This is a genomic window from Christiangramia marina (genome assembly GCF_048285865.1).
Lineage (GTDB): Bacteria > Bacteroidota > Bacteroidia > Flavobacteriales > Flavobacteriaceae > Christiangramia > Christiangramia marina.
Map to the genome: position 1 here is coordinate 267,127 of NZ_JBLVTK010000004.1, position 25,305 is coordinate 292,431.

A 25,305-nucleotide genomic window follows, 5' to 3' on the forward strand; every position below is an offset into this window, starting at 1 on the left:
GTTGGTTTAATCTAATTGCTGACATTAATCAATTAATTTATCAAAGGCTTCCTTTATTTTATTTGGAATTTTATCTCGATGATCAATATATTTTAGAAGTAAATCAGCTGAATCATTCCCTTTTGAGGGGAGTTTTTCCAAAGAATCATAATCAACATCGTTACCACATTTCATTTTAATTCCATTTTTCATCAAAGGATAAAATTTTTCGCGTGCAGCACATTTGGTTTTCTTTACAACATTTGCTTTCCATTTTTCAATCTCTTCTAGTGAGAACTCTAATTCTTCATTATAAAAATCGTTTAAAATGTTTAACCAAATTTCATTGTCTATTGAATCTTCGATATCCTGATAGCCAACAAAAAACATATTCTCTTTTATCGCTGCTTGTCCCATAACAAAGCTCATATCATTATCGAACAAATAGACGATTTGGTCTTCTGACTTTTTAAATCCAGACATGATCTTGTCTAAAATCTTCTTATTTATTTCATATTTATCCTTTCCCTGTATATTTATTAACTGGATATTATCTTTAATAAGAGTTTTTCCAGTATAAATTTCATAAAGCCGGGGAATAAGATGTTGTTCTGTGTCACCTTCTACTATCAGGAATTTATCAAAAAATAAAAAGTCGCTATTTTTTACATTTAATGAAGAATATATTGCTTCTACGTCTCGACAATTATTGATTGTAGAATATCCATCACTTTCCTGTATAACGCTATTAATTTTATCAAAATTAGATTTGTCGATAAAAATGGTTGAATGGGTACTAATAAGCGTCTGTACATTTCCTTTTGAAACTTTGTTCAATGTATCAAAAAACTCTCTTTGCGCTCTTGGATAAAGATGTGTTTCCGGTTCATCAAAAGCCCAAATAAATTTATTTAAACTATCTGAGGAACTATCTGCTTTTGCTTTAATTAAAGAAAACCAAATTTGTCGTTTTAAACCTTCTCCTTGATTTTCTAAATGAATTGGTCCATCGCTAAATGCTTTAGTAACCATTATATCTGAGATTTTCTCCTTAACATCAAAATAAACCTTAGAATTTATACTTTCAACATCTTTAGCTACTTCTTTAATTACTTTACTTATCTCTCCAAACTTTTTATTTATTGCTTTTTCAGCTTTTTTCGCCGACTCAGCAGCTTGATCTTTGATAGGAGTTAAATGAACATCGATCTCCTCTTTCATGATAACATTGGCAGTAGAAATAACTTCATCTAAACTGGTATTCCAGTCAAATAAGCTAAAAGAAGGAAAAATATCCCGATCATTTTTAGCATATCTATATTCTGTCCATTTCAAGTTTCCACCAGTTTTTGAATATATCGCTCTTATCTTTTCTAAATTGGAAAATCTACCTTTATTATTATCATTATCAATATCCTCACCTGTTACACCAAATTCCTTAATCTTTTTATTAATATTAGCCTGATTCAGATTCCATAATTCCAATTTTTTATCTGAATCTTTCATCAATAAAAAAGTTCTACCACCAACTTTTGAAAACTTTTTAGCTAACCAAATAATTCCATTTTCATTACATTCTAATGACCATGTTAATGGTGTTGAAAGATTGAGGTTTGTATACTCTTCTGCCTCACCTTCCTTATACCTTAATTTGCCAATCACGTAAGTACCATTATCGTTATCATCAAAATCTGGTAATTTTTTTTCGGATAAAATTTTATTGAGGACTTCAACTTGCTCGGGGGTATTTGATATATCGCTTTTATAATTACCTTCACACAAAGTAGAAAATTTAGTTTTATCCCCTAAGAGTAAATCTAGGGATTGCAAAAGGGTAGATTTACCGCTATCATTTAATCCGATAAAGATATTAGGATTGTTTTCGGAAAGATTTAATACTATTGACTTACAACTTCTATAATTATGAATTATTATTTCTTCTAAGAACATTCTTAATCGTATAAATACTTTACATATCGATTAATATAACCGTTTAATCCAGACCCGCTTTTAGCAAGATTTTTCATTTCTTCAACATGATTTCTCCCTGCTTTGCTATAACTATAAGTATAAGTTCTTGACGTATTAGAAAATTTAACTTCTATGTAATCCCCTCCAATTTCGTACGCATTAACCCCTGAATCTCCTCCAGAATTTCTATATCTCTCCATAATAATTATAAAATTTAAAGTTTGATTGCATTTGATTACTCGAATTGAAAGATGAATATTAAAGTCATAATTACGAATACGTTTATCGATTTAAAACCTTTTCTAGATAAGAAACCTTATCCTTCTCCGCCTGAACAAGACGCTCATAAAGCTTTTTATTTTCTTCATAAGCTTCTACCAGCTTATCAAGTGGATTAAATGTGCAATTATAATTTAATGAAGCCGATTGGTCGTGATAGGTATTCCCAATGATATTAAATACAGCCTCTTCAGAAAAATTTTCAATGGCCTCTTTAGTAACTCCAAGTACTTTAGCAACTTCCTCTAGCTTTAAGTCATCTAAAGATTCGCTCTTTTCGATGTGCGATACACTTTGCTGGCTAATACCTAGTTCTTCGGCAAGGGTTTCCTGCTTCATGCCACGAAATCGCGAATACGGGCAATCTTACGGCCTATATGATTGGTTTTGGTTGTAGTTGTCATAATCTCAAATATAAGTAGTTTTTATCTAAAAATTTACGGTTTTCCCTAACCTGAAGTAAGGTTCACCCTTACAGGTAATAAACAAACCGTTACGGGTAAATTACCAACAGGTTTGGTTCTTTACGGCTCCTTTGCTTTCTAACTTTCTAATGAAAATAAAACAACAAATTAATGAGCTTTTCTCAAAGATACTATTTTCTCTAAATGAAAAATCTTTTAAAAAGGAAAACTCTTCAACCCGTTGTTAATAGCTAATTGTTATAACTAAAATATTAGGGTATGTTAGTAAATAATTCCAATAGTCTTTCCGCGGTTATTCAAGCGATTCGAAAACTAGCAAAGGTCCATTCTGTTTATGTAATAGGTCACCAGGCAAGCAATACTTCTGCTAGTTGTACTCTTTATCCAATGGAGAAGGTTCATCAAACAACTCATATCTATACGCTGCTAGTGATTTCTTATGACTTGGTTGAGGATCCACAGAAATTTATGAATGAGGTCTACAATAAAACACAAAAGATTTCCAGAATCTATTCCATTCACTATACCTATAAAGAAACCTCTTATAGACTTAATGAAGGTAGCAATTTTTTAATTCTGTTATTGAGCAAGGGGGTTATGGCTTACCAGCAAAATGCTGATTTATATAATCTTCCGCATCAAATCCTTTATCACCCTACTATATATGATGGAATTAAAACAGCATGGGAATTACGACATCAGCGTGCCAAATATTTTTATGATAAAACCTGCATTTGCGAAAATATAACAGATGAATCTTCCAGGTATTTACTATTCCAGGAGGTGGTTAAGCAAACCTGCCTGGGATTATTATACCTGTTATGGGAGCTAAAACCTACTTTTTATTCCATCCCGTTTCTTCTGAATCTTTGCGGCCAGTTTTGTGATCTTCCGTATAACATCTATCCAAAGGAAACTTTCCGCTCTAAAGATGCCTATCACAAACTTTGTCACGCACGCTATTTAATGGATTACCCTACTTCTTCCTACCAAGCAGATGAGCAGACTAACTATATCGAAAAGGCAGTGTCTCAATTTCTTCAAGAAGCCGAAGCATTAGCTGAGCAGCAATTACTAGAACTGAAACAAAAACATGGTAAACAGGATTCACTATGAAAAATAAAAAATTGATAAAGAGAATTCTAGAACTCAGAGATGATCATATCGAAGTATTTGATTCCGATAATAATATCAATCGCACCTGCGGTCTGGCATCAAATTATTTTGAATTGATGAAATCGCATAGCAGATTTATTAAAAACCTCTAAAAAAGCCCTGGATGGTCTTCAGGTGGCTAGTGATGATTTTGATGCAGAAGTGGAATATAATATTGCTGATGTGATAGGTATAGTTATTAAACTTTTGCCTATCTCAGAAATGAAATTTGTTGATGAGGTATTAATTTTAATATCAGATATTAAAAAAATAAAGGAGTAAGAGAAGTACTGAATTTTGAATCCAGTACGTTTATAAATTTACTCCGAAATATGCGATATCCGTCTGGAAAAAACTCGCCTAAAAGGATTTGAAAACAACTATCGTCGGATTCATAACCCGGAGTTTAGGAGTTCTATTTCGATCCTGCTACCTATTCTAATTCTATTTACTTTTTTTATCTGGGGCATTTTACTTTTTGATTTTACAAAATCAATAGGGAGTAAAATGATTCCAAAACCGGTCTGGATTTTATTTACTTCTTTTAGAGCTGTACGCATTACTTTTTGATACAATCTTTCTTTCAGGGTTTGGAATTAGATAAGCCTTATAAAAAGCAAAGCGGTTTTATGCAGGCTGCTAAATCCAAATCCTGTTTCTTAAGTATCAAAATGTAAGACTTAGAAGGTTTGAATATAATTGACTGCATACTCGCAAATTTACAGTGGACAGTTAGTAATGGATTTCGAACAAGCGGACTTAAGTCAAAAAAGTTCTTCTATTGAGTACTATAGAAATCCATCATACTTTTTTGACTTGGGTCCAAGACGTTATGAATGAACCTCTTTTTCTGAAAAGTAGCATTTGCGAAGAGGAAGGAAATGGGGTGAATGGGATACTCTAGATTTGTTTTTCCGTGAAAAACTCACCCGTTTATAAGGCCTTAGAAGGTTTTTCCGTGAAAAATTTTAGAGTAGATTTTCTAATTAATTCAATTTGTAGGCAATAAATCTCAAATAGACTTAAAACTAAGGGGGAATGGATTGTAACGGGGCTCTGCCCGTTACCCTCTTGCTATCCCCAATCTCCTATTGATAACTCTTTACTATATAAAAGTACTTAGTTTAAAAATGTATTTATTCTGTTGAATTTATTTTATAATTTCCAGACTTTGAATAACTACTATAGGATTTGGATTAGATCGATATAAGATCCCATCAAGTCGAATTTTACAATTTTTTGAATGATAATTTTGAGTTCTTTCTTGTAAATCATGTTGATTAAATGTCAACTTATTAATAGGGTAATAATATTGATATCCATTATCAAGTGAAACAAATTCGATAGCTGTAGTCAAGGAATCAAACTTTAACTTTTCATTCACAGTACTCGAGTATTTAGCAAGTGCTATTTCTTTAATATACATAGTAAAAGAATAATGAACAGTATCACCCTTAATTTCAACATCAGTGAATGGTGAAAATTCAAAATTTTTGCTATTACTTATTAACAATTGCTCCTTCTGTCCAAAAGTGGACATAGTAAATCCCATTATAAATATTAAAGGAATAAATTTCATATTATTTAGCTTTACTTTTTCTAATCATAGTAACAATATATTCGCGATGATTTCTGCTATAAGAAGTATTTGATCTTCCGTGTATCTCTCCAGTTACATTATCATAATATAATTTATTTTCAGGACTTGCTCCATAGTTTTCATATGGTTGTAGTCCAGAAGCATTATCAAAAAATAGGAAATATTTCCCATTATTATCAGTACCCATACCAACAATTACTACAAAATGATCTGTAGTGTTATCTGTTGCAGGATTCGGACTTCCACTTTCCATATCTAAACCGACTATTACTGGTATTCCATTTTCTAAACCATACTTTAGATAACTCAGTGCTTCTGAAACCTTAGATTTGTCAACTCCATCTTGACTCGTATATAATTGAATTGTCTGATTTGCATTGTTAAAATAGTTAGATATCTCATATCCTTTTAAAGAAATCTGAGCTTTTGCATAATCTAGGCAATTTTTTGAGATCCCAGAAGCTCCCCAACCTATAAAATTTTGAGAATCAATTATACTAGGTATTTCTGGCCAGTTATCTTGTGCTGGATTAAAACTTATGTAGTTAGTTAAATCGTATCCACCGACTGAATTGTTATCAAAATCACTAAAATTATTAGCACTCAGATATGTTCTATTTTTTGAAATAAATTCGCTAAAACTAAGTTCGTTATCGTCCATCCAAGTTTGGATAACATTTTTACCTAAAACTTTAGCCTCGTAAGATCTCTGTTCCTCTTCAACGAAATTAAACAGATCCACCACCTGTTCCACGGTCGAATCATTTAATAAATATTGCATCTCAGGTGTTGTATGGTCACCCAAACTAAGTAAATCTTGAAGCTCACCAATAACATTGAGCCTGACAATTGGAGCTGTATAAATTTCTCCATCTACAAATTCATTATTTGTTTCAGGCGGGTCATTAGGGTTTGGCCCACCAGAACCGCCACCGCCGCCTAGGTCACCAGGTCCATCTCCAAAGCCGCCAGGTCCATCTCCAAAGCCGCCAGTTCCATCGCCATTCCCATCGCCAGTCCCATCGCCAGTCCCATCGCCAGTTCCATCGCCAGTCCCATCACTTCCTCCAGAATTACAAGGAACTTCTACTAATTTATAGGCGGTAATTTCCCAACCTGTAGCTCTGCTTATTTCTGGCACTTCTATATATTCATAACATCTCTCACTTTTAGTTTGTAGGTTTACTAAAGCTCCAAGACTATTGATGTCTACCGGATAGATATTTGCTTTATCGGAAAGAGAAACAAATTCTTTTTTCTCCATTGCTATCTTATCTGTAAGAGAGAGATTATATTCAGCAATATATGACTTGTAGCCTTTCTCCTCGTTCACTTTTATTATCAAGTTTTCGATAAGATTTGTATTTTGATCTCTTTTTATTTGGAAAGTGTAAAATTCATTGGCCCCATTTTTAATATAGCTCACATCTTCTCCAATGATTTCAATTCCGTTATAATTTATTGAAGATTTTGAATTTAACTTATTTAGAAAATTTGAGATTTTATCATTCTTATATAAATCAGAAACATTTAATTTTTTCAAGACAGGAATATGTTGTTCTAACTTTTCTTCCTTCCAGTTGGAGTCATCTACTTGTTCCTCTTTTTGGCAACTAGTTATAAATATAGTAATGGATAAAAATAATAAAAAGTAGGATTTTTTCATAAATTTCAGATATAATATAAAAAACTGTTTGAAAATAAATTGATATTATCGCGAAGAAACAGAAATTATGATTGATTGCTTAAAATAGAACCTTACAAATAGTATGGTTAAAATCTTTATATAACTTTTTCTTTTATCTATTAGAAGATTTTGATGATAACCTTTTACAGATTGAGAATAAACTCGTAGTTTAGAATTGCGTGCTTTTAAATTTAGCGAAATCTATTATTGATTAATTGTAAGCCGATTCGGTGACCTTTTGAAGCATGAATTTTGAAACATCACTATTAGCAAGGGATATAAAAATAGGTGTGCGTTCTGCCACCCCGACTTACTAAAGAAGATTAAAAAGGTAATTTCATGAAGATCATGTAATTACCTTTTTATTATTTCCAATATGTTTGCATTTGATCTTCCTACTGGATTACCTTTCTGTTGTTCAAAGAAAGTTAATCTATTACTGCTATAGGGCAGCACTTAAAATTAGGGTAGGTTTCAGCTATTGATCACGATTTATGAACTTAAAATAATCTTATAATTTTAAGTTTCGAAAGTCAGATCTAATTCCACAATTCTTAAAATTATATCATAATTTAGCAGGCTAATTTCTATGGCTATGATCGATCAAAGTGACGTATTAAAACGTAATAATGTTACTGTAAAAGGAAATGGTAGTCAGCCGATTGTCTTTGCACATGGATATGGTTGTGATCAATTCATGTGGAGATTCGTTTATCCTGCATTTCTTGATGAATATAAAGTCATTCTATTTGATCATGTAGGTTCCGGAAATTCTGATGAATCCTATTATGATATACAGAAATATAATAGCCTGCAAGGTTATGCAGACGATATTCTGGAAATTTGCCATGCATTGGAACTGGAAAACGTTATCCTGGTTGGGCACTCAGTAAGTTCCATGATCGCTCTGCTGGCAGCTAATAAGAAACCTTCTTTGTTTTCGCGTCTCGTTATGATTGGCCCATCTCCTTGCTATATCAATAAAGATGAATATAAGGGAGGATTTAGTCAGCAGGATATCGATGAATTATTAGAAACATTGGAAAGCAATTATCTGGGCTGGGCATCTACAATGGCGCCGGTTATTATGGGGAATCCAGAGAAACCTGAGTTAGGGGAAGAATTAACCAATAGTTTCTGTAGAACAAACCCGGAAATAGCAAAACATTTTGCGAAGGTCACTTTTCTTTCAGACAATCGCCAGGATCTTAATGAACTTAAAATTCCGACTTTAATAATTCAGTGTGCAGAGGATGCTATTGCGCCGCTCACGGTTGCTGAATATGTAAACCACAACATTACGAGTAGTACCTTAGAATTGATCGATGCAACCGGGCACTGTCCAAACTTAAGTGCCCCGGAAGAAACGATAAGTGCTATAAAGAATTACCTGGAAAAAAGGACTAGAGATGGAAGAGGGCAGTGAAAGTAAAACTGAAATATTTGAATCTGCTGAAGATTTGTACCATGATGCACCTTGCGGCTATGTTTCTTTCAGAAATGATGGTACGATATACAATATAAATAAGACGCTACTGGGATGGCTTGGATTCGGCAGAAATGAAATTCTGGGAAAGAAGAAGATCTATGAGCTTTTTAAAATGGGTGGAAGAATGTATTTCGAAACTCATTTTTTCCCCTTAATAAGGATTCAGGGTTTTGCCAATGAGATCAATTTCGAAATTCGAAATAATGACGGATCTACCTTTCCAGCATTGATCAATGTCAAGGAGTTAAAAGGTCCTACAGTTCGTGAGAATCGCTACAGAGCTTCAGTTTTTGATATTTCTGATAGAAAAAAGTACGAACAGGAACTAATGAATGCTAAGCTGAAGGCTGAAAAACTGGCCCAGGTAAAAGCAGAGTTTCTTGCTACCATTAGTCATGAGATAAGAACACCTTTGAACGCCATTGTTGGAATAGGTGACCTTCTATCTAAAACATCTTTAGACCCTAAACAGAAAGAGTACGCTGATATACTCAGGTTATCTTCTGGGAATCTCCTGGGTTTAGTAAACAATATTCTGGACCTGAGTAAACTGGAATCCAAGGCAGTACGATTAGAAAAGAAGCCATTTGCCGTTCGCACTCTCATTAATAGTTTGATCCATACCTTTAAGCTGAAATGCGATGAGAAAGGTGTCGAACTAATTTCTGAAATAGATGATAAGATCCCAAATTATATCATTGGTGATCCAATTAAGCTTAGCCAGATACTTACAAATCTTTTAGGTAATGCGATCAAATTTACCTGTGAAGGTTATGTGAAGTTAATGGTGAAACTGAACCCATCATCTTCAGAAAAATCAGCTCTTAACTTTAAAGTAGTTGATACGGGTACTGGGATTCCAGAGGACAAGCTGCAAAGCATTTTTGAAGAATTCTCACAGGCAAGTTATGAAGTAAATCTAGAATATGGTGGTACAGGTCTTGGTCTCAGCATTTCGCAGCAACTTTTAAAGCTTCATGGCAGCCAGATTAAGGTAGAAAGCGTATTAGGAGAAGGATCTGAATTTAGCTTTGATATCACTTATGAAAAGTACAGCCATTCATTAAATGAATTGGATACCGATAACAGCATGCAAAGAAAAAAATTGGATTTAGCTAAATTACTGATCGTTGAAGATAATCCTGTCAATATTTTTGTTATTTCTGAGTATCTAAAAGAATGGAAGATCAATTTTGATACCGCCAAAAATGGTAAAAAAGCCATCGAAGCCGCGAAGAAAAAGCATTACGATGTTATTCTTATGGACCTTCATATGCCTGTCATTAACGGTTTTGAAGCATCCTCTACCATTAGAAACCTTAATCTTGAAAAACAACCTGTAATCCTGGCATTATCGGCTACGAGCAGGGAGGCAATAGAATCTGAGCTCGATCGTGCAGGAATAGATGATTTTATTTCCAAACCATTTGGTCCGGAGGATCTGCATAAGCTTATCGCAAATTATATAGTTACCTCTTCAGAAATGGAAAAAATCAGCGATCCCGTACAGGATGAGATGGGTATTATCTCTTCGGAAGAAAATAAAGAAGCCTCTAAGAAATCTATAGACTTAAGCCGATTTGTAAAAATGGCTAATAATAAACCGGAATTTCTACAGAAGTTTATCATCAACACGTTAACAGCTTTTCAAGACTATTTGGAAGATTTCCAGAAAGCTGTAGATCTACGGGATGCTAATCGAATCTCCGAGCTTATTCATAAAAGTACCATGTCTGTATACTATATTCAGTCTGATAAACTGGTAGAATTACTAAGACACTGCCAGATATGTTTTGAAGATAAAAATACAAATCCTGATAAAATGGAATCTGTCATTAAGCGAGCCATGGCAGAATTTCACAAGGTAATAATCTCTTTAAAGCATACAGATGTAGACACTTTAATGCTCGAATCGCAGATTGAGGTGAAGTGATATTTCCTACATTGTCGTAGCAAATCTAATCAACCTTTAATTCATTCTTATCCTTTTTAAATACTAATGTTCTATGAGGGAAAGGTATTTCCACACCTTCAGCATCAAACCTTTTTTTGATACTCTCGTAAAGCTCACATTTCATTACAAAAGCTGAAGCGTAATCCCATGCCCACGCCCAGGCTCTGATAGTTATGGATGAGTCCCCCAGGTTGGTGACTCTTACTATAACTAGAGGAACTCCGTTTCTAAGATCCTGATTGGATCTGTTATCAAATAGATTGGGATGAGCCTCGCACTCTTCTTTCATGATCTTTTTTGCGAGATCGATATCACTGTCGTAAGAAATTCCAATTTCAATCCACTGGCAGATCTTCTTTTCATCTAGATCGTAGTTGGTCACTTTTTCTTTATTAATAATAGCATTAGGAATCACGATCATCTTATTCTGATAATTTCTTATGATCGTATGCCGAAGGGTAATGTCTGTTACGGTACCCACGAGATCATCTGTAATTTTAATAACATCACCAACTCTAAAGGGTTTAAAGGCAATTATAAATACCCCGCCAATCAGGTTTGCAAGTGCTTCCTGAGAGGCCACACCTATCACCAGAGCCAGTATTCCCGCGCCACCAAGGGCAGTTTGAGCAATCCCTCTCAGGGCAGGAAAAGCCAGGGTTGCCAGGATAGCACCAATAAAATAAACACCGAATACACTCAGGTACCTCAAAAATTTATAGCTGGTGGGGTCACCCCCGGAAGCAGTTGTTTTCTTGATCGTTCTTGCAAACAAAGCTTCAACGATGCTGGCTCCAATGATCGTAAAAATAAGTACGAAACCTACGTAGAGAATGATTTCAAAATTTTTGGTAGCAATGTCATATTTATCTTCGGAAATAAAGACAAAACTCAAAGCGATCAATCCCAATACAACCCATAGGATCTTTAAAATACGACCTACAAGGCTTATCCTGTGGTGCTCGTCATTTGGATATTTCTTTTTCGCTTTTCCAATTAACCAACGAATAAGATATTTGGTGGCAACGAGCAATAGTAAAACCGATCCCACAACTATAAGTCCGTAAATAATAGATTCTCGATACGTATTCCAGAAATTGATCATTGTTTTTTTATTACAGGGTATTAGTTAATCTCTTGCAATTTAGTGAAGACTGATTAGATAAAATAAATGTAAATGTCAGGTTTATTTAGTGAAGGTGAATCTAGGTTTTTGATTTGCGTCTTCATTGAATAAGTATTTAGTGAAACAAGGTGCTTGAACATTAATTAATATACCTAGTGTAATCTTTCAAATCCTTGATAAATCCAAATTGTATTGTTTCAAGAGCAAATTCTATTAAAAGTTTCCTACAAAGATTTAAAATAGATAGATGTCCTTCGTCAGTCAAATTTAACATATTGCCGAGGGTTAGTAAATACGGCATTCTTAAGTAAAGTCTTAAATCATTAAGATAAATTTAACTCGTTAACATTTGTAAAGTTTATATATTAGGTCTAGCCAAGAATTATAAAACACTTCTGATTAGCATTTTATCGGTGTAGCGATAAGGTGTTGTTTATTTTTAATAGGTCTCAGTTACCCTACTGGATTGAGAGTAATCACTAATTTAATCTCTGCCTATGAAAATTTTTACACAATTCAGATTGTGGGTATTATTGCTATTTACTGTAGGAATTACTCAAAATTTGTATTCTCAGGAAATTGCGAATAGTGTTGTCTACGAAGAAAATGTAGATAATTCTTCAAATGCTATTCAATTAAATAATTCATCAGCCACGCTGAGTTCGGATTCAGGTTTTATCTTGAACGCCGGCGCTGATGTTGCTATACTGGAACTACAGTATCCAGGTACACTGAATCCTTTCAAAACCACTTATACCAGAATAGAATTCGATCAAACTATTCTCGACGCTCTCTTGCAGGGTAGCTTGGGGGAACTTGTAGGTGATATTGTCGAAACCGTTGTCTTCGGGAATCACTATCTGGTCATCGAATTTAAAAATAATAGCTCCTCGGTACGTACATATCGAACAGATTCTTTCCCTATAGCCGATGACTTCAGAATTGTTGTAGATCGCAATGGAGATTTCTTTGCAGCCATTACGCCTCCAGAACCATTCAATAGAATTAGAATCGAAGATCATACAAATGCGCTTCTGGGACTTGGATTCGAAAATAGCACAGAGGTTTTCTATTCATTATCAGAGCTTTCAGAAGAAACAGATTGTTATCAACCACAATTTACATCTGGTGATGCAGGAGGATTAAATCTTGACGCTTTAAATTTAGGGAATGAAGGTATCACGAATCCTGAAAGAGCAATTGATAATAACGCTTCTTCCTTTTCGCAACTTAGTCTTGGTACCGCAGGAGTAATTTCGAGCGGTTCTCAACTTTTCTATTTACCTAATTCAACTCAGGCTACAGATCAATTCACTATTAGTCTGAAAACAGATGGTGCATTAGTATCAGCAGATATTGCTAGTAATATCGAAATCATCGCTTACAATAATAATACAGAGGTTTATAGTACAGATGCTTCTACATTACTGGATGTAGATTTACTAACAAGTTTTGGTAATGAAGAAGTTATTGAACTTACAGTTAAACCTGGAGTGAGCTTTGACAAAATTGAAGTTAGGTTGAGCGCTCTTGTAAGTGTATCTGTAGAACAGTCCTTAGACATTCATGATGTAACTGTTAGTAATCAAGTATGTTTAAATAATCAGGATCAGGACGATGATGGTCTAACCGATGGAGAAGAAAACGAAATTGGTACCGATCCTACTAATCCAGATACTGATGGCGACGGAATCAACGATGGTGATGAAGTAGATGGAGGCAGCGATCCGCTAGATCCATGTGATCCAGATCCAACTGCTGGCCCTTGTGATCAGGATGATGATGGACTCACTAATATTGAAGAAGATAATTTGGGTACCGATCCTACCGATCCAGATACTGATGACGATGGAATCAATGATGGTGATGAGGTTGATGGCGGAAGCGATCCATTAGATCCCTGTGATCCAGATGCAACTGCTGGCCCTTGTGATCAGGATGATGACGGACTCACTAATACCGAAGAAGATAATTTAGGAACAGACCCTACGAATCCAGACACAGATGACGACGGCATTAACGATGGAGGTGAAGTAGATGGCGGAAGCGATCCGTTAGATCCATGTGATCCAGATCCAACTGCTGGACCATGTGATCAGGATGGTGACGGACTCACTAATACCGAAGAAGATAATTTAGGAACAGACCCTACCAATCCAGATACTGATGGCGACGGCATTAACGATGGCGATGAGGTAGATGGCGGAAGCGATCCGCTCGATCCATGTGATCCAGATCCAACTGCCGGACCATGTGACCAGGATGATGATGGACTGACCAATTCTGAGGAAGATAACTTAGGAACAGACCCTACCAATCCCGATACCGATGATGATGGTATTAACGATGGAGATGAGGTTGATGGCGAAAGTGATCCATTAGACCCATGTGATCCAGATCCAACTGCCGGACCCTGCGACCAGGATGACGACGGACTGACCAATTCTGAAGAAGATAATTTAGGCACTGATCCTACCAATCCAGATACCGATGATGACGGCATCAACGATGGAGATGAAGTAGATGGCGGAAGCGATCCGCTAGACCCATGCGATCCAAATTCAGATAATGAGAATTGCAATATTACTCCAGAAGATTCTGATGGGGATGGATTAAATGACGAGGATGAAGCTACAGAAGGAACAGACCCTAACGATCCAGATACCGATGATGATGGAATTAATGATGGTGATGAAGTCGATGGCGGAAGTGATCCATTAGACCCATGCGATCCAGATCCAACGGCAGGACCTTGCGACCAGGATGATGATGGACTGACTAATACTGAAGAAGATAATTTAGGAACCGACCCTACCAATCCAGATACCGATGATGACGGAATCAATGATGGAGATGAAGTTGATGGCGGAAGCGATCCATTAGATCCATGTGATCCAGATCCAACGGCAGGACCCTGCGACCAGGATGATGACGGACTATCAAATGCTGAAGAAGATAACATTGGCACTGATCCGATAATTCCGGATACTGATGATGATGGAATCAATGATGGTGATGAAGTCGACGGTGGAAGCGATCCGCTAGACCCATGTGATCCAAATTCAGATAATGAGAATTGCAATATTACTCCAGAAGATTCTGATGGGGATGGATTAAATGACGAGGATGAAGCTACAGAAGGAACAGACCCTAACGATCCAGATACCGATGATGATGGAATTAATGATGGTGATGAAGTCGATGGCGGAAGTGATCCATTAGACCCATGCGATCCAGATCCAACGGCAGGACCTTGCGACCAGGATGATGATGGACTGACTAATACTGAAGAAGATAATTTAGGAACCGACCCTACCAATCCAGATACCGATGATGACGGAATCAATGATGGAGATGAAGTTGATGGCGGAAGCGATCCATTAGATCCATGTGATCCAGATCCAACGGCAGGACCCTGCGACCAGGATGATGACGGACTATCAAATGCTGAAGAAGATAACATTGGCACTGATCCGATAATTCCGGATACTGATGATGATGGAATCAATGATGGTGATGAAGTCGACGGTGGAAGCGATCCGCTAGACCCATGTGATCCAAATTCAGATAATGAGAATTGCAATATTACTCCAGAAGATTCTGATGGGGATGGATTAAATGATGAGGATGAAGCTGTGATTGGCACAGATCCAAATGATCCCGATACCGACGATGACGGATTCACCGATGGTGATGAAGTCGATGGCGGAAGTGATCCATTAGATCCATGTGATCCAGATCCAACTGCAGAACCATGTGATCAGGATGATGATGGACTGACTAATTCTGAAGAAAATAACTTAGGGACAGACCCTACAAACCCAGATACTGATGGCGATGGAATTAACGATGGAGATGAAGTTGATGGCGGAAGTGATCCGCTCGATCCATGTGATCCAGATCCAACGGCAGGACCCTGCGACCAGGATGATGACGGACTATCAAATGCTGAAGAGGATAATTTAGGCACCGATCCTACCAATCCAGATAGCGATGATGACGGCATCAACGATGGAGATGAAGTAGATGGCGGAAGCGATCCATTAGACCCATGCGATCCAGATCCAACTGCCGGACCATGTGACCAGGATGATGATGGACTAACTAATACTGAAGAAGATAATTTAGGAACAGACCCTACTAATCCAGATATTGATGATGATGGTATTAACGATGGAGATGAGGTTGATGGCGGAAGTGATCCGCTCGATCCCTGTGATCCAGATCCAACGGCAGGACCTTGTGATCAGGATAACGACGGACTATCAAATGCTGAAGAGGATAATATAGGAACCGATCCTACCAATCCAGATACCGATGATGACGGCATCAACGATGGAGATGAAGTAGATGGCGGAAGCGATCCCCTCGATCCCTGTGATCCAGATCCAGATAATGAGAATTGTAAAATCACTCCGGATGATTCTGATGGGGATGGAATAAATGATGAGGATGAAGCTACAGAAGGAACAGACCCTAACGATCCAGATACCGATGATGATGGAATTAATGATGGAGATGAGGTAGATGGCGGAAGTGATCCATTAGACCCATGCGATCCAGATCTAACTGCTGGACCATGTGATCAGGATAATGATGGACTTACCAATACTGAAGAGGACAATTTAGGAACAGACCCTACCAATCCAGATACTGATGGCGACGGCATCAATGACGGCGATGAGGTAGATGGAGGAACAGACCCTAACGATCCAGATACCGATGATGATGGAATTAATGATGGTGATGAAGTTAGTAATGGTAGCGATCCATTAGATCCATGTGATCCGAATCCAAACGCAGGACCGTGTGATCAGGATAATGACGGACTGACAAATGCTGAAGAAGATAATTTGGGAACAGATCCAAACGATCCGGACACAGATGATGATGGCATCAATGATGGTGATGAAGTAGATGGCGGAAGCGATCCGTTGGATCCATGTGATCCCAATTCAGATAACGAAAACTGTGATCAGGAAGAACCAGATGAAGATTCTGATGATGATGGTTTAACCGATTCCGAAGAAGATAATTTGGGAACAGATCCGAATGATCCTGACACAGATGATGACGGAATCAACGATGGTGATGAAGTAGATGGTGGTAGTGATCCATTAGATTCATGTGATCCAAATCCGGATAACGAAAACTGTGATCAGGAAGAACCAGATGAAGATTCTGATGAAGATGGTTTAACCGATTCTGAAGAAGATAATTTGGGAACAGATCCAAACGATCCTGACACAGATGATGATGGAATCAATGATGGAGATGAAGTAGATGGCGGAAGCGATCCGTTAGATCCATGTGATCCAGATGCAGACGGTGAAGGTTGTATGCAAATGACCAATATAAGCGTATTGAAATTTGTAGATGATCAATTCCCTGCTATGACGCAAGAAATCATTTTTACAATACGAATCACGAACAATGGTGCTGTTATAGCTTCTGATATAGTTATCGATGAACAAATTCAAAGCGGTTTTGAATTTCTTGAAGCTATCGCCACTCATGGTAGTTATAATAGACTTCTAGGGGAATGGAATTTGGATCAATTGGAAGTGAATGAAACTGCGGAGCTAACTATCAAAGTTAGAGTTAGAAATGATGGAAGCTTTATGAATGTGGCTCGGTTGAAAAGTTTGCAGCAGATGGATGAAAAGTCAGATGATAATATGTCCATGGTAGAGATCGATCCAATGTGCGTGGAGATCTTTAATCAATTCTCACCAAACGGTGATGGAATGAATGATACTTTTAAAATTAACTGTATTGAGAATTATCCTAATAATGTGTTGAAGATTTTCAACAGGCATGGCAACAAGGTTTACGAGAAGCGAGGTTATCGCAATAGCTGGGACGCTACAAGTAACACCGGTTTTAGTGTTGGAAGTGATAATAGCGTGCCTAACGGTACCTACTTCTATGTCCTGGAACTGGGAGATGATACGCCAATGCTTAAAGGATGGATACAAATAATCAGATAAACAATACAGATATGAAAGCTTTATATATAAAATCAATATTAGTAATATTCTGCCTGATGGTTTTCAACCATCATCAGGCTCAAACTGAACCCCAATTCAGTAATTACATGTATAACGTGCAACAATTTAATCCGGCAATAGCCAGTGAATTGGAACAGGCAGAAATTACTGGTTTTTTCCGGAGTCAGTGGACAGGCCTCGAAGGAGCACCGGAATCTCAATGGTTATCTTTCGGATTACCACTTGCCAATGAAAAAATGGGTTTAGGTCTTAACCTAGTTAACGACAAGATTGGTCCAGCCTCCTACAAGTCTTTTTCTTTTATTTATGCATATAAAATTATGTTGAATGAAAGGATTTCTCTGTCGCTTGGAGTGAATGCCGGAGGATCTCTTCTAGACATAGACTTTACTAAGGGGAATTTTGAAAATCCAGGTGAAGTCTCGCAGAACAACTTTAGCAATGAATTTTTTGCTCGTGTAGGTGCAGGAGGGATTATTTCTGCGGAAGACTGGTTTCTTGGTTTTTCTGTGCCAAACTTTTTTGGAGAGGACTTCTATGATGATGACGTTCGAAATGTCGTTGCAGATAAAATTCAGTATAATCTTTTTGCCGGCTATAATTATGATCTAAACAGGACGGTGACCTTGAGACCATCTGTACTTGCTAATATCGTGGAAGGAAATCCGGTTACGTTAACGGCAAATGCGAACGTTCTGGTTTATGACCGATTAAGTATTGGTCTTGGATATAGGTATGATGAAGCAATGACCGGGATGCTGGGTTTTCAAATATTTGATAACCTTTTTGCCGGGTATTCTTATGATTATGCAACCAACGATTTTGGAGAATATCACAACGGTTCACATGAAATCGTATTAAAATTTAAGTTCAACAAATCTGGTTATCAATCCAGCCGGGCATTGAACTCCTATTAATATTAAAGTCTACAGTAGGGAAATAGCCGTCCAAAATGCTACACATCTGGGCGGCTATTTATTTTTTTTTTAAAAAAGTGATCTAAGCGACCTGGTGATTTACATCATTCTTTTTACTCGCTTTGTGGCTACTTCCAAAGTTATAGCTCCAGTAAATACTCATTAACTGAAACCCTATTTTTAAGGAGTCTTTCATAGATAATTTGGATCCATCTTCATGTACCCATCTTTTCAAGGGTTGCTCGCATATGATTTCCTCGGCTTTATTTTTTCCGAAGTGTTTCTTCATTCTCATAAAGATCTCTACATCAAATAACCATTTGGTAAGAAAAGGCTTTTCGAAGGCGATTGGGATCAATTCCTTCCTCATGATCTTAGCTCCACACTGTGTATCCTTAAAAGGCATTCCCAGGATAGAAACAATAATGAAATTAATGGTCATACTAATGATCTGTCTGGCGCTTTCTTTAGCAATATTAGCACCCATTCTACTAATCCTAGAACCGTTTACGATCTGAAAATCTGTAGTTTCAATGGTCTTAACCAGATCATCGAAATCCTGAAAATCTGTAGATAGATCGGCATCAAGAAAACCTACATAATCAAGATCTTCAAATTTAGAAAGATGAAGTAAACCAGCTCTAACTGCTTCAGCTTTTCCTCCATTCTTCGGGCAATTATAAATACTAATATAATCATCTCTGCCTTTTTGTAATTCCTGAAGCACCTGCATGGTTTTATCTGTACTACCATCGTTCACAAAACACAAATGATAACCAGAAGTTTTTTCCAGAAATGCAATAAATTCCGCAGATTTTAGCCTGTTTTCTTCATTATAACATGGAATCACCACCCCAACGCATCTATTCTGAATGATACTATTTGCTACAGGTCTAGAAGTATTCAATTCTGGATGACCAATCAACCTTTTAACCCTGGCACAAACTTCATCAAGACTTAATGGTTTTTTCATATAATCCTGAATCCCAAGATCAAAACCTTCAACAATGAGATTCTCATCTGTATTTCCTGATAATACCATTACTGGGGTATTATCCTTCATTTCGTTTCTAATTATTCGAATGATCTCAAGTCCGTTTGAAAGCGGCATGTTAATATCGATGATCAATAGATCCGGTTGAAATGTTTTAAAGATCGCTATAGCTCTTTGAGCCTTAGTCGTTGTTCTTACCTCATATCCTTCATCTTTCAATCTTTTCTCAAGCGGCATTAGAACTAACTGCTGATCGTCTACGGCTAAAATTTTCATGGTGGGTGGTTTTAGATTATGGTCCAAATTTACAGGTTGAATACTATCATTTTCAGCAATTTAGATAAATCGGTTTATTGGCGTAGACGAACGGTAAAAATCTATCGATGAATGTGTTTGACACTCTTTAAAGCCGCAGTAATTTTATTTTGAATAAATTACCATACTATTCGCATGAAAGAAACTACGAACAAATACCTGATCGCAGCTCTTATTATAGGAGTCGTATTTCATTCTTCCACCATCTTTTTCACTTTGGAGAACACATACGATGCGCTTATTCATTTGTTTTTCGCAGAGCATTATTCAAACAACTGGTTCGAACCCTGGAACTATAAATGGTATACAGGCTTTACCGTGATGGGGTATCCACCACTGGTACACCAGGCTATTGGGTTGTTTTCCTATGTTGGCGGATTAAAATTCGGAATGTTTCTGGTTGCCATCATTGGGGTAATCTTATTTATTACCGGGATCTACCGATTTGCTTTGTTAATGACCGGTAATCGGAAAGTAGCCGGTTACGCCGCGCTACTGGCAGTATTCTCTTCTTCATTTGTGGAAACATTGCATATTTTTGGTCAGCTTCCAAGCATCGTAGGTGTTTCTATATTAATGCATTCATTGCCAGAGATCTATCTCTATATCAAAACCGGGAAACGTAAATATTTTCTAAGAGCATTATCCTTGCTGGCGGTTACCGTAACATCACATCATGTAACTCCTATCTTCGGGATGGTATTTTTTATATTTCCATTAATAGGAATGGTCATTATGGATGTTTCCAAAGAAAGAGTGGGGGCATTTAGTGAAATCACTTTCAAAGTTTTCTTAGATACATTTCTGAAACTCTTCTGGAGGATCGTGACATTTGGAATGTCCTCGCTAGCGGCAATTATCATTTGCATTCTGCCTTACTGGATAAACACTAAAAAGAACCCGATCACCCAGGTGCCTATTCCGCATGGGAGCAGGGACAGTTTTATTGAGGTAACTTCCAGCGGACTTGTATTTTTCGTAATTCCATGGGGGATTATCTTTTTTCTATTTCCCTATATTCTTTACCGTTACTACTCTAAGCGCTATCTTTTCTTCGGATTATCTTTCTCCATTTTGTTTATACTTGGAACCGGTGGAACAACGCCTATCCCGAGAATGGTTTTAGGTGATACCGCGTTCAATATTCTTACGCTGGATAGATTTACGCTGTGGGGGTCTATTATGGCGTTGCCAATATTCGGGGAATTTGCTTACAGGTTTTCTGAAGGAGATCTAAAGCAACTCATCCAGCGAAAATTTGGAGCAGTTTATCACCGGGTTATCGGAGCTTTTCTAGTCGGGTTATTCCTGTTCATTTCTGTTTTTACGCTAAGTCTCGGGTATTTCAGGCCCATGCAGCCACAGAGTATCAAAATGCTTCCCATAGTAAACTTTCTAAATCAGGATCAACATGACCACTGGAGATTTCTTACCCTGGGCTTCGGAGATCAAATGGCATGGCTCTCTGCCCAAACCAGAGCACTTACTGTGGACGGTAATTATCATTCTGCCCGCAGATTACCTGAACTTACCACTCGGGCCGTAGAACGCCTTGAAAACTCTAAATTCCGGGGGGTGGAAGGGATAGGATCTTTACAGCAGTTCCTGGCTGTTCCGGAAAAGTACAATCTAAAGTATATTTTCTCCAATGATAAATTCTATGATCCGCTACTATACTTTAGTGGCTGGCAGCGTTTGCAGCAACTGGAAAATGGAATTATGGTATGGGAAAAACTGAATATTCCGCCACTTTCCAAGATCATTGGTTACGAAGATGTACCCATGTTTTTAAAGCTAATGTGGGGAATTATCCCATTGCTGACCGTACTTATTGCCGTTTTTATAAACCTTCAATTGATCTGGTATCATGCGATTAAAACCGGCAATCCCGATAAACCTGATTTCTTGAACTACAAGATAGAATATAAGCGTTTTCGAACCGGACTTTTACATGTCAACCAGGTATATGCACTTGTACTGAGCGTGGTCATTCTGATTTCACTTTACTATATCTACCGGGACAACCAGGATCAACTTTCAGAAAAGAATGTGGTAGAAGCTTACTACGACGCCATCGATTTTAAAGAATTTGAACGAGCTCATTCTTATTTCGATCCCGCCGGGAATAAGACGATCGCCCAGTTCATGCTGGAGGTAGCGGTAAGTGACGGGATTCTGAGTAGCTATGCAAAACTTGATAGCATTCGGGTTGAGGTGACCAACATTAACGATTCTACAGCCGTCGCAAATGCCTACACCAGCTGGGTGACCCCTATAGATATCATAGAACAAACCGAGATCCATCAGCTAAGGAAGATTGATGATCGCTGGTTTATAGCACCTAAGGAACAGGATACAGATCTGCCACCAGACCAGCTATTTTCTGAAAATCAAACGAAGTTTTATAACCACGGAAGGCGAAAGATAAGTACCCAGCAAACCTATCACGAAGATGTTTTGAAACAACCGGTGCTGGAGGTGCTTTCCGCAAAACTGGTGCAGTTTGAAGACAGGTATGCTATTGTGGGTGAGATACAGAATGTTGATCATGTTCCTGCAGATGTGGTGATCAAGGGGACTTTATACGACAAAAATAATCGTGAACTGGCCAGTTATAACGCCCGGCAGGTTTTAAAGCATAAGTTGATGCCGAAGGAAATTAGCAGTTTTCGTGTAGATTTTGAAGGTGTTGCCTGGCTGGCAGAGGATTCTAAAATTCCTGAAACTTTCGACCCAGACCAGTTTACACCACTTGAACTGGATGATATCCCGGTCACCTTCAATCTGCAATGTGCGGGTAACGTAGCTATAACCGACCTCTACAAAAGTACAAGTATCAATGATCTGCAGCTTGAAAATAATGTGCTGGATGGGACGATTTTTAATTATGGAGTACAGGAAGTGACGATTCCTCAATTGCTGGTTTCTTATTATGATCACGGGAATTTGATTTGGGTAGAACATGAATATCTTGAAAACGGGATCAGGGTGCAGCGAAAGCAGGATTTCGATTATAAGCTTAAGAATTTATCTGGCTTAAAGCTTATAGATGACTCGATGAATAATATATTCGTGAATGGATTGCCAAACCATGATATTGCACGAAAAGTAGTGCCAGAAAGAGTACGATCACAGCAAGAACTTATAAATTTAGAGATAGAAGGATCCGGGTTTAGTTCAATTAAACTGGAAATGAATAATTACGTAGGAAACCCAAAATAATGAACCTGAAACAATTCTTCATATTGATCTTTTTCCTCGGAATTATTTCTAAAGATACTCCGGTGGTTTCTTCGGAATCTATTCCTGAAGTGAGTAAGGCTGGGGAAGAATTACTGCTCGCATTCAATGATACTTCAGCTGAAGCCTTGCTTATACTGAAAAATGCCTACGGAAGTACAGCGATCAATGCTGAAGAATCGAGCAATTCAGTATTTAAAGTGCCAAAGTTCATGTCTGATAAAAGCGGCATCCTGAAATGGCAGTACTTTAGTAAGAAAAGTCCCAGGTCTGGTAAGATCAATATAATACCTCGAAGGACTCCGAAGCTGATCGAAACTTATTTCGGGCCGCGTAGTATTCAGGCTGGCAATGACGATTTTTCCATGTTGGTTAGTATCCCAACAGACTCATTGGATAATCCACTGGCAGATGGAACTTCAGTTAATATTTCAGAATTTTTCCAGGGAAATTTAGCGGAGCAGGATTTTGAAATGGAACATATGTTTGCCTGGAAGAATATTTATACCCGGGAAAAAGCTGGTAAGATCACTGTAGCCACTTCCGCAGAAGGCGTAGCAGGTAAAGAAATGATTAGTAATGTATATCCTTCACTGGCTTCAGATTTCAGCATTACTACAAATTCAGAACACTTGTACGCTGACGGAAACCAGGTTACGCAGCTAATTACATCTACAATTACCGATGATTTTGACAATATTGTTAGTGATGGAACTTCCGTAGAATTTGTAGTGGAAACAGAGAAGGGAATGAAATTGAAAACCAGCGCTAATACCATAAATGGAGTAGCTACGGCGCAATTACTTCATCCAGAAAAGGCTGATAGCTGGAGTATACAGGCAAACGTCACCGGAATGGCCATTTCTAATTCGGTAAGTATCGTATTTGAACCAGTTCTAACCGAAATTCCATACGCAATAAGCGATCGAAATATCGAAGTAGGACCATTGAAGAGCTATATGAACCAGTTACTGCCAGATGGCGCTGATGTTCATTTAAAACTAAGGCTTAAAAATGATCATATTTACAAGGAGAAAACACCAACCCAGGACGGTTTAGCGAACTTTGCGATTCCTAAGACCATAGAATTGGAAGATATCAGAGAGATCACGGTGGAAACAATGGGAGTTCTTAAAAAAATCGATCTGTAAATGCGCAAAAAGCTCAATAAAAATCTATATCGCGCCATCCTGATATTAACTTTTCTGGCGGTTAATTCAATGATCATTTTTGGTCTTAGCAGTGTCTGGGGATTTCTGAATACTGGTGCAAGTAGATCGACCATGTTGCATACAGAGATCAAAAGCAGGCGTATGTATTTGCCGGAAGTCGTCTGGGATACCAGTGCCTACAAAGGTAGAACTATGGAAAATCAAAGTCTGCAGGAGATCGAACGCGATTATTTAAATGGCTGGTATGTGAAGAATCTAGCCTTGCAATCCAATAAGACATTTGGAGTTGAAGATTATTATACAGATTCTGCAAGGGTAAATATTTATAAAATCATTGACTTCAATGAAGCTCATGATCTTTCATTTACCACAACCACTACGAACCACCATCCAAAACTGCTTTTTTATAGCGCAGACGGGCAACTCGCGGTTTTTGAAGATCGCAGGGTGAGGCAGTTTCGTCAAACTTATTCCGAAGAAAAACTGATCGATGAGGAGATCGATACCAGTAGCTATAAAGTGATGATGCTTCTGGAAGATGGATTCTGGAGAGTTCGGCATATACAGCAGGTAAGCTCAGATTTTGAAAATGTGGAGGTAGAAGTAAATGCTGACTGGCATATTAAAGGTGATCAACTTTATTTTAAAAATAGGAAGTTCCAGATCAAGGGCATGAATTACTATCCGCAGGATAGTCCGTGGGATATGTATGGCGAGAATTTCGAAGTTGAGGTGATAGATAATGATTTCCAGTTACTTAAAAACGAAGGCTTGAATACTTTAAGACTGTTTGTGCCTTACGAAGATTTTGGTAAAGCAGGCATTATTCCCGCAAAAATTGAAAAATTGCGTAAGGTGATGGATGCTGCAAATTCCAACGATCTAAAGGTGATCCTCACGCTGTTCGATTTCTACGGAGATTATTCGGTTATGGACTGGACGCTAACTCATGAGCATGCGCGACAAATAGTAGATGAGTTCAAAGATCATC

Annotated in this window: 13 protein-coding genes and 2 pseudogenes; 8 read left to right on the plus strand and 7 right to left on the minus strand. The window is 37.5% G+C overall.

The features are described from left to right. Nucleotides 1-24: 24 nt before the first annotated feature. The 3 genes and pseudogenes from ACNKXS_RS14330 to ACNKXS_RS14340 form a co-directional block, all read right to left on the minus strand. Entirely contained in the window at nucleotides 25-1,929 is a 1,905-nt protein-coding gene (locus ACNKXS_RS14330) for an AAA family ATPase (protein ID WP_417921458.1), read from the minus strand. Nucleotides 1,930-1,931: 2 nt separating this feature from the next. Continuing rightward, nucleotides 1,932-2,150: a hypothetical protein gene (locus ACNKXS_RS14335; protein ID WP_417921459.1), complete on the minus strand. Its 219-nt coding sequence runs from the start codon at nucleotides 2,148-2,150 to the stop codon at nucleotides 1,932-1,934. Between the two features lie 82 nt (nucleotides 2,151-2,232). Continuing rightward, nucleotides 2,233-2,633, minus strand: a pseudogene (locus ACNKXS_RS14340) (helix-turn-helix domain-containing protein). Between the two features lie 279 nt (nucleotides 2,634-2,912). Between ACNKXS_RS14340 and ACNKXS_RS14345 the strand changes: the two are divergent. Beyond that, entirely contained in the window at nucleotides 2,913-3,770 is an 858-nt protein-coding gene (locus ACNKXS_RS14345) for a hypothetical protein (RefSeq protein ID WP_417921460.1), read from the plus strand. A 1,189-nt stretch (nucleotides 3,771-4,959) separates the two neighbouring features. On the opposite strand, the gene ACNKXS_RS14350 is transcribed toward ACNKXS_RS14345, so the two are convergent. Both ACNKXS_RS14350 and ACNKXS_RS14355 read right to left on the minus strand, forming a co-directional pair. Next, nucleotides 4,960-5,388, minus strand: a complete 429-nt coding sequence (locus ACNKXS_RS14350) for a hypothetical protein (RefSeq protein ID WP_417921461.1) — start codon at nucleotides 5,386-5,388, stop codon at nucleotides 4,960-4,962. A gap of 1 nt (nucleotide 5,389) precedes the next feature. Next, entirely contained in the window at nucleotides 5,390-7,075 is a 1,686-nt protein-coding gene (locus ACNKXS_RS14355) for a cysteine peptidase family C39 domain-containing protein (RefSeq protein ID WP_417921462.1), read from the minus strand. A gap of 616 nt (nucleotides 7,076-7,691) precedes the next feature. On the opposite strand from ACNKXS_RS14355, the gene ACNKXS_RS14360 reads away from it, so the two are divergent. Together ACNKXS_RS14360 and ACNKXS_RS14365 are read left to right on the plus strand one after the other, a co-directional pair. Then, nucleotides 7,692-8,522 (plus strand): alpha/beta fold hydrolase, encoded by an 831-nt coding sequence (locus ACNKXS_RS14360; protein ID WP_417921463.1) that lies wholly within the window; start codon nucleotides 7,692-7,694, stop codon nucleotides 8,520-8,522. Continuing rightward, on the plus strand, nucleotides 8,506-10,518 hold the full coding sequence (locus ACNKXS_RS14365) for a response regulator (protein WP_417921464.1): 2,013 nt from the start codon (nucleotides 8,506-8,508) through the stop codon (nucleotides 10,516-10,518). Before ACNKXS_RS14360 ends, ACNKXS_RS14365 begins: the two co-directional genes overlap by 17 nt. A 25-nt stretch (nucleotides 10,519-10,543) precedes the next feature. On the opposite strand, the gene ACNKXS_RS14370 is transcribed toward ACNKXS_RS14365, so the two are convergent. Beyond that, on the minus strand, nucleotides 10,544-11,644 hold the full coding sequence (locus ACNKXS_RS14370; RefSeq protein ID WP_417921465.1) for a mechanosensitive ion channel family protein: 1,101 nt from the start codon (nucleotides 11,642-11,644) through the stop codon (nucleotides 10,544-10,546). A 518-nt stretch (nucleotides 11,645-12,162) separates the two neighbouring features. On the opposite strand from ACNKXS_RS14370, the gene ACNKXS_RS14375 reads away from it, so the two are divergent. Together ACNKXS_RS14375 and ACNKXS_RS14380 are read left to right on the plus strand one after the other, a co-directional pair. Further along, nucleotides 12,163-17,655 carry a T9SS type B sorting domain-containing protein gene (locus ACNKXS_RS14375; RefSeq protein WP_417921466.1) on the plus strand — a complete coding sequence of 1,831 codons (5,493 nt, stop codon included), beginning with the start codon at nucleotides 12,163-12,165 and terminating at the stop codon, nucleotides 17,653-17,655. Next, nucleotides 17,634-18,593, plus strand: a complete 960-nt coding sequence (locus tag ACNKXS_RS14380) for a PorP/SprF family type IX secretion system membrane protein (protein ID WP_417921467.1) — start codon at nucleotides 17,634-17,636, stop codon at nucleotides 18,591-18,593. The genes ACNKXS_RS14375 and ACNKXS_RS14380 overlap by 22 nt, the downstream gene beginning before the upstream one ends. Before the next feature lie 82 nt (nucleotides 18,594-18,675). Here the strand turns inward: ACNKXS_RS14380 and ACNKXS_RS14385 are convergent, their stop codons facing one another. Continuing rightward, nucleotides 18,676-19,863 (minus strand): response regulator, encoded by a 1,188-nt coding sequence (locus tag ACNKXS_RS14385; protein WP_417921468.1) that lies wholly within the window; start codon nucleotides 19,861-19,863, stop codon nucleotides 18,676-18,678. Nucleotides 19,864-20,037: 174 nt separating this feature from the next. On the opposite strand from ACNKXS_RS14385, the gene ACNKXS_RS14390 reads away from it, so the two are divergent. The 3 genes and pseudogenes from ACNKXS_RS14390 to ACNKXS_RS14400 form a co-directional block, all read left to right on the plus strand. Beyond that, nucleotides 20,038-23,124 (plus strand): hypothetical protein, encoded by a 3,087-nt coding sequence (locus ACNKXS_RS14390; RefSeq protein WP_417921469.1) that lies wholly within the window; start codon nucleotides 20,038-20,040, stop codon nucleotides 23,122-23,124. Beyond that, nucleotides 23,124-24,293, plus strand: a complete 1,170-nt coding sequence (locus ACNKXS_RS14395; protein ID WP_417921470.1) for an invasin domain 3-containing protein — start codon at nucleotides 23,124-23,126, stop codon at nucleotides 24,291-24,293. Before ACNKXS_RS14390 ends, ACNKXS_RS14395 begins: the two co-directional genes overlap by 1 nt. Further along, a pseudogene (locus ACNKXS_RS14400) lies at nucleotides 24,294-25,305 on the plus strand (glycosyl hydrolase family 5); the annotation flags it as partial.